This is a genomic window from Undibacterium umbellatum (assembly GCF_014284125.1).
GTDB lineage: Bacteria > Pseudomonadota > Gammaproteobacteria > Burkholderiales > Burkholderiaceae_D > Undibacterium > Undibacterium umbellatum.
The window spans coordinates 1-11,181 of sequence record NZ_JACOFX010000002.1; the positions used below are offsets into that span (position 1 = coordinate 1).

Annotated in this window: 10 protein-coding genes and 1 other RNA gene; 9 read left to right on the forward strand and 2 right to left on the reverse strand. The window is 50.5% G+C overall.

Annotated features, from left to right (window positions below):
• Window positions 1–128: 128 nt before the first annotated feature.
• The 8 genes from H8L47_RS29655 (at window position 129) to H8L47_RS04535 (ending at window position 7,666) form a co-directional block, all read left to right on the forward strand.
• Window positions 129–332 carry a zinc-ribbon domain containing protein gene (locus tag H8L47_RS29655; RefSeq protein ID WP_186952047.1) on the forward strand — a complete coding sequence of 68 codons (204 nt, stop codon included), beginning with the start codon at window positions 129–131 and terminating at the stop codon, window positions 330–332.
• Window positions 333–887: 555 nt separating this feature from the next.
• Window positions 888–2,123 (forward strand): RtcB family protein, encoded by a 1,236-nt coding sequence (locus tag H8L47_RS04505; protein WP_186952048.1) that lies wholly within the window; start codon window positions 888–890, stop codon window positions 2,121–2,123.
• Between the two features lie 181 nt (window positions 2,124–2,304).
• Window positions 2,305–3,336 carry an RNA 3'-terminal phosphate cyclase gene (rtcA, locus tag H8L47_RS04510; RefSeq protein WP_222616414.1) on the forward strand — a complete coding sequence of 344 codons (1,032 nt, stop codon included), beginning with the start codon at window positions 2,305–2,307 and terminating at the stop codon, window positions 3,334–3,336.
• Window positions 3,337–3,349: 13 nt separating this feature from the next.
• A complete protein-coding gene (locus tag H8L47_RS04515; RefSeq protein ID WP_186952049.1) occupies window positions 3,350–3,802 on the forward strand; it encodes a DIP1984 family protein in 453 nt (150 codons plus the stop codon).
• A gap of 259 nt (window positions 3,803–4,061) precedes the next feature.
• The gene (locus tag H8L47_RS04520) at window positions 4,062–4,466 is read left to right on the forward strand and encodes a hypothetical protein (protein WP_186952050.1); all 405 of its coding nucleotides are present in this window, start codon (window positions 4,062–4,064) and stop codon (window positions 4,464–4,466) included.
• A gap of 536 nt (window positions 4,467–5,002) precedes the next feature.
• Window positions 5,003–6,211 (forward strand): RtcB family protein, encoded by a 1,209-nt coding sequence (locus tag H8L47_RS04525; RefSeq protein WP_186952051.1) that lies wholly within the window; start codon window positions 5,003–5,005, stop codon window positions 6,209–6,211.
• A gap of 3 nt (window positions 6,212–6,214) precedes the next feature.
• Window positions 6,215–6,382 (forward strand): hypothetical protein, encoded by a 168-nt coding sequence (locus H8L47_RS04530; RefSeq protein WP_186952052.1) that lies wholly within the window; start codon window positions 6,215–6,217, stop codon window positions 6,380–6,382.
• Window positions 6,383–6,535: 153 nt separating this feature from the next.
• On the forward strand, window positions 6,536–7,666 hold the full coding sequence (locus H8L47_RS04535; protein WP_186952053.1) for a DUF1624 domain-containing protein: 1,131 nt from the start codon (window positions 6,536–6,538) through the stop codon (window positions 7,664–7,666).
• Here the strand turns inward: H8L47_RS04535 and H8L47_RS04540 are convergent.
• The gene (locus tag H8L47_RS04540; protein WP_186952054.1) at window positions 7,663–8,847 is read right to left on the reverse strand and encodes an MFS transporter; all 1,185 of its coding nucleotides are present in this window, start codon (window positions 8,845–8,847) and stop codon (window positions 7,663–7,665) included. The genes H8L47_RS04535 and H8L47_RS04540 overlap by 4 nt on opposite strands.
• Window positions 8,848–8,973: 126 nt before the next feature.
• Window positions 8,974–10,671 (reverse strand): thiamine pyrophosphate-binding protein, encoded by a 1,698-nt coding sequence (locus tag H8L47_RS04545; RefSeq protein ID WP_186952055.1) that lies wholly within the window; start codon window positions 10,669–10,671, stop codon window positions 8,974–8,976.
• Window positions 10,672–10,808: 137 nt separating this feature from the next.
• On the opposite strand from H8L47_RS04545, the gene rnpB reads away from it, so the two are divergent.
• An RNA gene (gene rnpB, locus H8L47_RS04550) (RNase P RNA component class A) lies at window positions 10,809–11,159 on the forward strand.
• Window positions 11,160–11,181: the final 22 nt, after the last annotated feature.

Below are 11,181 nucleotides of genomic sequence, written 5' to 3' on the forward strand. Positions count from 1 at the left end.
GGATATTCGCAAAAAGCTCCAATTCTGCACCTCGACGTTCAAATCGAGACCAGATAAAAACATCAATTTGTGCAAACAAATCATTGACTTACGAACCCCTGATGTGAAAACGTTGGGACACTAGTGATGTGGACTATGTCTTCAATTGCAGAGATTGTGGCACAGTGCAAATATGGACAGCCAAGCAACAGAAGTGGTGGTACGAGATTATGCAAGGCAATATCAATAGCGTCGCTGTACGATGTCGATCTTGTCGCAAGACAGAGCAACAAAGAAAGAAGCAAGCCCGGGACATTCATTTGAGTGGCCTGGCAGAAAAACACAAACAATAGAGTTTTCAGGCGAATGCTCGTGAACGTGCAACGGTCCTAAGGTGGTGAACAGATGCAATATGGCCTGGTGTAGCCTGGGTACTGACTCTGACAAGAGTCTCCCGGCCGTCAGTTTCACGAACCCTTGTCGCCGCAAGTAATTGTAAATGAAGGAGTTTGTGTTGTGAGTAAAAGTTCAGGCGAATGCTGGTGAAATTACATCACTTTTAATGAGGCTGTCGCGGGTTCGAAGCCCGTCACGAAATCTCGGTTTCGTGTAGCTCAGTTGGTAGAGCACCTGTGGGTAACCACATACATTTCACCGAATATTGTCGCCACCCCAAAATGGCAAGTCGTAAAGTAAGAGAAGTAAGGCAGCAGTTAATAACTTTGCGGTAAAAAAGTTTAGGCGAATGCGGATGAAACTACATCGCTAAGGACGAAGAGGTCGTGGGTTCGATCCCCACCACGGGGTCATCTGGCACCGTGTAGCTCAGTGGGAGAGCGCTTGTGGGTAACCACAGATGTTTCATCAACCCTTGTCGCCACCAAAGAATTTAATAATAAAGAGAAAATATGAAGCACGAAGATTATGATGTAATACAGTACAAAGATGGTCGTCCTATCAAGATGTGGACCAAAGGTGTTCCTGTTGAAGAAGAAGCCAAGCAGCAGTTGGCGAATACCTCTCGTTTGCCTTTCATCTACAAACATATTGCCGTGATGCCAGACGTGCATCTGGGTAAAGGTTCTACCATCGGTAGCGTGATACCTACCCTGGGTGCAGTGATCCCGGCTGCGGTCGGTGTGGATATCGGTTGCGGGATGATGGCTGCCAAGACCACTTTGTTTGCTCATGATTTGCCTGATAACCTGGGTCCTTTGCGTACTGCGATAGAAAAAGCCATACCGCATGGTATGTCACCAAAGACCCGTAGCTTCAAAGGCCGTGATAAGGGTTCATGGGAAACACCACCATCTGCTGTGGATAATGCCTGGGCAGAATTGAAAGTTGGTTTCGATGAAATTTGCTTGAAGACACCGCGTTTAAAAAACACCAATAACTATCGTCATCTGGGGACTTTGGGTGGTGGTAACCACTTCGTTGAAGTATGCCTGGATGAAGCCAATGCAGTATGGTTCATGTTGCATTCCGGTTCACGTGGAGTAGGTAATGCAATTGGTAGCCATTTCATCGAACTGGCCAAGCAGGATATGCGTACCCATTTCATTAACTTGCCAGATCAGGATTTGTCCTATCTGCCAGAAGGTACCGAACATTACAAGGACTATATCCAGGCAGTGGGGTGGGCGCAGAAGTTTGCCCGCTTGAACCGTGAAGTGATGATGCAGAACTTGATTGCTGCCGTGCGTACTGTGATCAGCAAACCGTTTGAGACCCATGTTGAGGCGGTTAATTGTCATCATAACTATGTGCAGAAAGAACATCACTTCGGTAAAGATGTATTGGTAACCCGTAAAGGTGCAGTATCTGCGCGTGCCGGTGAATTGGGGATTATCCCTGGTTCCATGGGCGCGAAAAGCTTCATCGTGCGTGGTAAAGGAAATGAAGAAAGCTTCAATAGCTGCAGCCACGGTGCAGGACGTACCATGAGCCGTACCGCCGCGAAAAAGCTATACACCGTCGCCGATCAGATCGCCGCAACCGAGGGTGTGGAATGCCGTAAAGATGCCGATGTTATTGATGAAATCCCTATGGCATATAAAGACATCGACGCCGTAATGCTGGCCCAAAGTGCGCTTGTAGATGTGGTGCACGTTTTGAAGCAGGTAGTGTGCGTTAAGGGTTGATTTTTAAATTCAAGACATCTCAACACAGAGGCACAGAGACACAGAGGAAAAGCAAGAGGGATCTCTTTTTCATAAAATTCGAGACAGTCAAATTTCCAAAAGATTTTTTCCTGCCTTTCTCTGTGTCTCCGTGCCTCTGTGGTTAATGGTCTTGAACTTGTTTGAATTGAAAATAAAAATAATGAATAAGAAAATGATAGAGCTGGATGGCTCTTTGGGTGAGGGTGGTGGACAGATATTGCGTACGTCTTTGAGTCTGTCCATGATTACCGGGCAACCGTTTCGTATCATCAATATCCGTGCTGGCCGCGCCAAGCCTGGTTTGCTGCGCCAGCATCTGGTGGCAGTGCAATCAGCTGCTGCCGTCAGCAGTGCGCAGGTTACTGGCGCAGAACTGGGTTCGACTACGCTGGAGTTTATTCCATCGGGCATCTATGGCGGCACTTACCAGTTCGCCATAGGTAGTGCCGGTAGTTGTACCCTGGTGTTGCAGACCCTGATACCTGCCTTGCTTTATGCCGACAAACCATCGACCATCAAGATCACTGGCGGTACTCACAATGACATGGCACCGCCTGCACAGTTCTTGCAAAAGGCCTATGGCCGTGTATTGCAGCAAATGGGGGCAGATGTCAGTTTTGAATTGAAGCGTTACGGCTTCGTCCCTGCTGGTGGTGGTGAAGTTATCGCCCAAATACACCCATGCAAGCAGTTGAAGCAACTGGACTTGCTGGAACGTGGCGAAAGAATCAAAGGCTACGCCGAAAGCTTTGTCGCTGGTGTACCTGTCGATGTCGCCAAACGTGAACTTGAATGCGTAGGCGCAGGCATGGGCTGGACTGCCGATCAATTACTGGTACGTGGCCTGAGCAATGACCAGGGGCCAGGCAATGTACTGTTGATTACTCTGGAGCATGAACATATTACCGAAGTATTTTGCGGTTTTGGTGAAAAAGCCGTCAAGGCAGAAAATGTCGCCAAACGTACTGTGCAGGAATTGCGTGAGTATGTCGCATCTGGTGCAGCACTGGGCGAGCACCTGGCAGACCAGGTCATGTTGCCCTTTGCCCTGGCGGGTGGGGGAAGTTTTACATGCAGCGTCATATCGCAACATGCGAAGACTAATGCGGATGTGATTGGACGGTTCTTGCCTGTGAGTACAGAGTTTACACCACAGGATAAGCGCTTCGTCTGCACGATGAAGCAAAATTAAAAAGGAGAACAAGATGAAGCTTGCAGAAGCCTTGTTATTGCGAGGCGATTTACAGAAAAAACTGGCATCCATGCGTGAACGCATAGTGCGCAATGGACTGGTACAAGAAGGCAATACGCCACAGGAAGATCCTGAGGCTCTATTGCTGGAAGCCTATGCCGTGACCACAGAGCTGGAAAAACTGGTATTGGCGATTAATGCCGCGAACATGAGCAACAAGTTGCCGGATGGCCGTATCCTGACAGCCGCCATCGCCGAGCGCGATAGTTTGATACAGCGCCATGGCTTGTTGCAGGCAGCCATAGGATCAACACAGAAAGAACCAGATCGCTATAGTGCTCGTGAAATAAAATGGGTGTCCGTATTTGATGTGAAGAAATTGCAGAAGCAGTCAGAAGACCTGGCCAAGAAATTGCGCGAATTGAATGCGAAGATTCAGGAAAGTAACTGGCAGGTAGTGTTGTAGCTGAGCTTGTAAAGTTTTCGGAACATAGGGTGAGCGTGGAACCCCGGCCCGATGACAGGGGGTGGAAAATATACTGGGATCGCTAACCGAGCGCGATGGGCAGCGCCAACAAATGACAACTCAGCCCATCACATCGCACTGTTGAAATTGCATACTGCAAACTTAACCACCACACGCTGGCTATGTTCCATTTTATTTTTTTTATTTACGATGCCTTGAATCGAGCGTCAAAAGTACTTATACGTATATTTCTCTCAACATGAAAATAACTGTCGAACCAAAATCTAAATCGTATTCAGGAAAAGTGTTCACTGGCGTTAGTGAGTTATCGCTCGGCGCTACTGGTCTTCGCATTGTTGTTGCTGCTACTGATGAGACTAATGAGAAGCGTACCTTGATAGAAATTCATTTTGAGGAGGCGAGAGGTTTTCGAGTTCTTGACGAAGGCGATCTTATTCCTTATTGGCAAAGTAAAGTATTTGAGTCTGGATACTGCCTGTTTGAAATCAAGTCTGGTGGTTGGCTAGAACAAGAAAGGCAATTTCCAGGGATGTTGGCAATTACAGAAGCGGTAGGCGATTTCAGGGAATGGTTTATTTGCACTGAATACAATTGCGTTAATGTTCTAGCTGTGAATCCACCATTGATCAGAGAATTTTCTTGATGCGATGCGCGTCTGATATTTATCTATAATCCCTGATAGCCAAGCTTTTGCTGAACTGAGTGTCAATTTTTTTTTGAATTCTATTGACACAGTAATTTAATCTCGTGCAGAATCGAGTCTCTCCGATATGCAGCAATTTAAAAATTCTCTGCAATTCGATTTTTTCATCAACACCCAATTCAAGAAAGGAACGGCCATGCCACGGAATACGGCTAGTAAGAACAATCAATACTTTTAGCCCCGTGCACGACGCTCGGGGTTAAGGCAAATCGCCAACCCGAGCCGGTCTTTTTTTTCGAAAACCCCGGTGAGGAAACTCGTCGGGGTTTTTACTTTTCAGCCGCTGATTTTTTGTTGGAACGCCAGAACTTGCATTGCCTTGCGCCATGCGGGCAGGGATGGTGTTCGCCAAAAAAATGCGCAGCCTTATTTGCAAAGAAAAGCAGCAAGATGTGCCTCATGCCAGCAGCACGATTTGCTGACGTGGCGAAAGCAACTCGCAGAAAAAACACCGGCATGACAAGAAGGAAAATTGTATGCCTATAGCTCAAAGTTTGCACAAGGCCAAAGTGCCAGTGCATATATTTACCGATGATGTTGATCACACTGCGATACAGCAGTTGCTCAATATCGCTAATTTAAACATCGTCCATCCTCACGTAGCGGCCATGCCTGATGTGCATGCGGGTGTGGGTGCTACGGTAGGTAGTGTGATACCTACCCGTGCTGCCATCATCCCTGGTGCTGTAGGTGTGGACATAGGCTGTGGCATGAATGCTGTGCGCACGACCTTGACGGCCAGCCAGTTGCCTGACAACCTTGCGAAACTGCGCAGTGCTTTGGAAGCTGAGATACCTGTCGGTTTTAGCCAGCATGCCTGGAACAGAATGCGCGGGTCTGCGCTGGTCAGGGTGGGCAAACCCTTGAATGACAGGCTGGACAAGATCGTCGCCAAGCACAAGAGCATCATGAAAATGCTGCCGAAGTTTTACCAGACCTGGATATGCCAGTTGGGTACCCTGGGTGGTGGTAATCATTTCATTGAAGTGTGTATTGATGAAGAGCAGCGCGTCTGGATCATGTTGCATTCTGGTTCGCGTGGTGTGGGCAATGTCATCGGCAAGCATTTTATCTGGGCTGCCAGGAAAGAAATGTGGCGGCACCAGATACATTTGCCGGACAAGGACTTGTCTTACTTCACTGAAGGCTCGGAACTGTTTGATGATTATGTCGAAGCAGTACAGTGGGCGCAGGATTATGCGCTGGCTAACCGGAGTGAAATGATGCGTCGGGCACTGGCTGTGCTGGAAAAAGAAGTCACCAGCTTCAAGCTTGATGGGGAAGCCATCAATTGCCATCACAATTATGTGTCGCAAGAAACGCATAATAATGAAAATCTCTTTATTACCCGCAAGGGAGCAATTTCTGCCCGCATGGGTGAGATGGGGATTATTCCTGGCAGCATGGGCGCACGTAGTTATATCGTCAGGGGCAAGGGTAATCCTGAATCATTCTGTTCCTGCTCTCACGGTGCAGGGCGCAGGATGAGCCGGGGTGAGGCCAGGGAGACATATGATGCTGATGACCTGGCAGCACAGACTCAGGGTATAGAATGTCGCAAGGATAAGGGCGTGGTCGATGAAATTCCGGCTGCCTATAAGGATATCGATGCAGTCATGGCGCATCAGCGTGATCTGGTCGAGATCGTCCATACCTTGCGCCAGGTTGTTTGTGTAAAAGGATAAAGAATGAAGATCAATATCAAATTACCCAAACCGCGCAACCCGCTGGCTGTGCTGGTCAAACAGCGCAATGCCGGTGTCCATGGCGCACTCAATCCCAAGCGTACTGAGCGCAGGCAGGAGAAGCAACGCCTGCAGCAACTCAAGGGCGGGCGACTCAAGGATGAAGAGTAAGCACGGAAATTGTTTTAATCCAGGCGCTCATTTGGCAACAAATGGGCGCTTTTTTATTTCCCTGGCTTGAAATGCTTTGCTGCCAGCAGCGGGTGCTGGATAGAATTGGTGCATTAAAATAAAACTGCGCCTGGTCGCAGATGGGGATACACCATGATGCGGCAAAACCGGCTACAAGCCATAGACCTCTTGCGTGGTCTGGTCATCGTGCTGATGGCACTGGATCATACCCGCGACTTTTTTGCTGTCACTCCATTCGATCCTCTGGATTTACAACAAGGCTCGCCAGGCTGGTTCTGGACGCGCTGGATTACGCATTTATGTGCACCGATCTTTGTGACCCTGGCTGGCATGTCTGCTTTCTTGCGCTCGCAGCAGCGTGATAAAAGGGATATGACGCGCTATCTGCTTAGCCGCGGTGCTTTGCTGGTGTTGTTGGAATGCACCTGGGTCAGCTTCAGTTGGCAATTTGGTTTCAATGTGTTCATCTTGCAGGTGATCTGGTCGATAGGGATGGCGATGATGGCGCTGGGCTTGCTGATCTGGTTGCCGCACTGGTCGATCGCACTGGCCGCCGCTGCCTTAATATTGCCGCATAACCTGCTCGATGGCATGCATGCCAAAGGTAGCCATGTCTTGTTCATGGCCTGGCATCAGGGTGGTTATTATCCCCTGACTGACAAATTGGGCATCGTCTTTGCCTACCCGCTCATGCCATGGATAGGTTTGATGGCGGCTGGTTATGCGCTGGGGCCGGTGATGTTGTGGGACGCTGACAAGCGCCAGCGTTTCATGCTATCAGCGGCGGCCATCCTGTTTGTGAGTTTCGTGATTTTGCGCAGCGGAAATTATTATGGCGACCCTGATTTTTGGTCGGCACAGGGCAAGGGCTGGTTTTATGACCTCATGTCTTTCGTCAAGGTGCATAAGTATCCGCCTTCTTTGCTCTATCTGTGCATCACGCTCAGCATAGGTTTGAGCACGCTGGCCTTGATGGATAAATATGTGCAAAAACCTTTGCCGCTATTGATGTTGTTTGGCAAGACACCGATGTTTTTTTATCTGGTGCATATCGCGCTCATCCATGCGCTGGGCTGGATTTATATGCAACTGCGTTACGGTCAGATCGTTGATTTTCGCAAACCAGAGGCGACGCCAGCGTATGAGGCTTCGCTCCTAGTCTGCTATTTGGCCTGGTTGTTTGCTTTGACTTTGATGTGGGGACTGACCAAACTGTGGCTGGCACACAAGCCGCGAGCAGTGGTGACATCAGACACGGCCTAGGGCTGCATTTTTTTTCTGGTCGATGGATGCAATATAAGTCCCAGCAAGCTGATACATGCAAAAACGGCACCAGCATAAAAGGTAAAGGCAGATCCAAACTCCTGCCATAGCAAGCCTGCGACGACGCTTGCCAGTAAAAGACTGACACCACTGGCGAGATTGAAAAAACCAAAGGCCGTGCCACGTAAATCAGCCGGGGCACTGCCGGCAACCATGCTGGACAACAAACCCTGGGTCATTCCCATGTGAACGCCCCATAGGGCAATTCCCGCTGCCAGGCCATACCAGTTCTGGCTATACCCCAGTACTACATCCGAGGCGATCAGTACCAGCAAGCCACAGGCAAGTAATAGAGGGTGCGATACCCTGTCAGACAGTTTGCCGAAAGGGTAGGCTGTCGCTGCATACACCAGGTTCATCGTAACCATGATGAGGGGTACATAAGCTATGGGTATCTGCATTTGCTGGGCGCGCAGTATCAAAAAAGCTTCGCTGAAACGGGCCAGGGTAAATATGCTGCCCAGTGCCACCACCCACCAGTAAGCCGTACCCATGCGGCGCAGATTATGCATGCTGATCGGGTTGCCGGGTCTCAGCGCAGTTTTGTTATCCGGCTCTTTTACGCCGACGAAGAGCAAGACCATTGCAGCCAGGCCGGGGATCACGGCTAGCCAGAATATGCGCCGGTAATCATTCATCCACAGCAGCATCAGGGCGGTTGCCAGCAAGGGGCCAACCACGGCACCTATGGTATCCAGAGATTGCCGCAGACCGAAAGCCGCACCGCGTATTTCGGCTGGTGTAATGTCTGTGATCAGGGCGTCACGCGGTGCGCCGCGTATGCCTTTACCTATCCTGTCCATCATGCGGGCTGTCAACAGCATGCCCATGCCCTGGGCGATGGCAAACAGGGGTTTGGTGAAGGCACTCAAGCCATAGCCAAACACAGCCAGGGCCTTGCGCTTGCCCAGGCGGTCACTGAGTGCGCCTGAAAATACCTTGACGATGAGGGTGGTTGATTCGGCGATGCCATCGATCAGGCCAACGGCAAACACGCTGATACCCAGCGTGCCGACCATGAACATGGGCAGCAGGCTATGTATCATTTCAGAAGAAATATCCATGAGCATGCTGACAAAGCCAAGTACCCAGATACTTTTAGGCAGTGCAGGTTTGCTCATGTGGGCATCTTCCCGTGAAGGTAATGATGGGAGTGTGCCCTAATTTGTGGATTGTGGGAATGCTGTCTTGCTTGTTGCAGCGCAAGGCTGCTTCGGGAATGACCCGAAGCAGGTTTTATGTAGATATTATTTGCCAGCGTCTTGGGCAATCTGGCGCAGGGTTTGCAGTGTTGCACCTGGCGTGATCAGGTTGCCGTCATAACGCAGTTCTATCAGGGTTGGCAGATTGTGCTGGCGGCTGTGTGCCAATGCTCTCTCCAGCGCGGGTGCAAATTCTGCCGTGGTATTGACGACCTCACCACTACCACCAAAGGCGCGGGCCAGGGCGGCAAAGTCAGGGTTGTGTAATTCTGTACCAGATACACGCGCCGGGAATTCTCTCTCCTGATGCATGCGTATGGTGCCATACATGCCATTATTGAAGACGATGATGACCACGCCTGCCTTGTATTGCACGGCAGTTGCGAGTTCCTGGCCATTCATCAGGTATTCACCGTCGCCAGCGAAAGTAATGACGGTGCGCTCAGGGTCTATGATCTTGGCAGCAACACCAGATGGCACGCTATAGCCCATGGCACCGGAGGTAGGCGCCAACTGGGTGCGCATGCCGCCGTAAGGGAAGTAACGGTGCGCCCAGGTCGCGTAATTGCCTGCACCATTGGTGATGATGGTGTCTTTTGGCGCCAGGCGTTTGATGTCCTGTACTACTTGCCACAAGTTTAAGGGAGCGTTCTCCTTGGCAAAAATCGCTGGTTCGGTTTGCCAGGCCAGCAAGTCAGCTTTGGCTTCACTGACAGTTGCCTGCCATTTGGTGGCTGCATCCAGGCCTTCCATTTCAGCCAGTGCTTCGGCAATTTCCTTCATGCCGCTATTGATCATCAGTTCAGCCTGATAGACACGGCCCAATTCCAGTGCATCGCTGTGGATGTGTACCAGCTTCTGTTTAGGTATCGGCGCTTCCAGCACGCTATAGCCGCTAGTGGTCATTTCACCCAGGCGCGGGCCGATGGCGATGATCAGGTCGGCATCTTTTAGCCTTTGCGCGAGTTTGGGGTTGATGCCTATGCCTACGTCACCTATGTAGTTGGGATGGGTATTGTCCATCAAATCCTGGAAGCGGAAGGCGCAAGCTACAGGCAGGTGGTTGCTGGTGGCGAATTCGCTGATGTGCTGGCAAGCTGTCTGATCCCAGCCGCTGCCGCCCAGCAACAATACTGGGCGTTGTGACACAGCCAGCATATTACGCAGTTGTGCCAGTTGTTGCGGCGAGGCCGATGCCTGTACAGGTGTGTAGTGACGGGTATCAGCGACTTCTGCCACCTGGGCCAGCATGTCTTCTGGTAATGCCAGCACGACCGGGCCTGGGCGGCCGCTGGTGGCGACCTGGAAGGCGCGGGCGATGTATTCAGGCACACGGTCGGCGCGGTCTATCTGGGCTACCCATTTCGCCATCTGGCCAAACATGCGGCGATAGTCAATCTCTTGAAAGGCTTCGCGTTCGACAAAATCATTGCCGACCTGCCCAATGAACAGGATCATTGGTGTCGAGTCCTGATAAGCCGTATGTACTCCGATAGAGGCATTGGTGGCACCAGGGCCACGGGTGACGAAGCAAATGCCAGGTTTGCCTGTCATCTTGCCATAGGCGTCTGCCATGAAAGCTGCGCCGCCTTCCTGGCGGTTGATGATGAAGCGTATGGGACTATCATGCAGCGCATCCAGGACGGGCAAGTAGCTTTCGCCAGGGACACCGAAAATGGTGTCGACACCGTGGACTTGCAAGGCATCCACAATCAACTGGCCGCCAGAACGTGATTTAAGCATGATAGACAATGATAAAAAAGTAAAAGCAGTACGCTACCAGAAAGCCTGCTTAATTTGCACCGTATTTGAGCCTCTTGCACGGAATTATCATTGAATAGGTTAGATTAACTAACCCCGAATGAGGTAGAATAGCGCCCGAAGCAGGCCAGACAATCGCTGGTTGCCTTGAGTAATCAAGGTGACGGGAGGAAGGTCCGGACTCCATAGAGCAGGGTGACGGCTAACGGCCGTACGTTGAAAGCCAGGGCGAAAGCTTTGGTATAAGACGAGGAATAGGGCCACAGAGACGAGCGTATTAAGTTACGGTGAAACGCGGTAACCTCCACCTGGAGCAATTTCAAATAGGCACGCGTTGATGTTGCTCGCGGAGCGTGCGGGTAGAAAGCTTGAGCGGCGGAGCAATCCGTCGCCTAGAGGAATGATTGTCATAGCAGACGGCAGCAATGTCTATGCCGTAACAAAATCCGGCCTATCGGCCTGCTTCAATTTATTTAGATTTGCACAAAATCG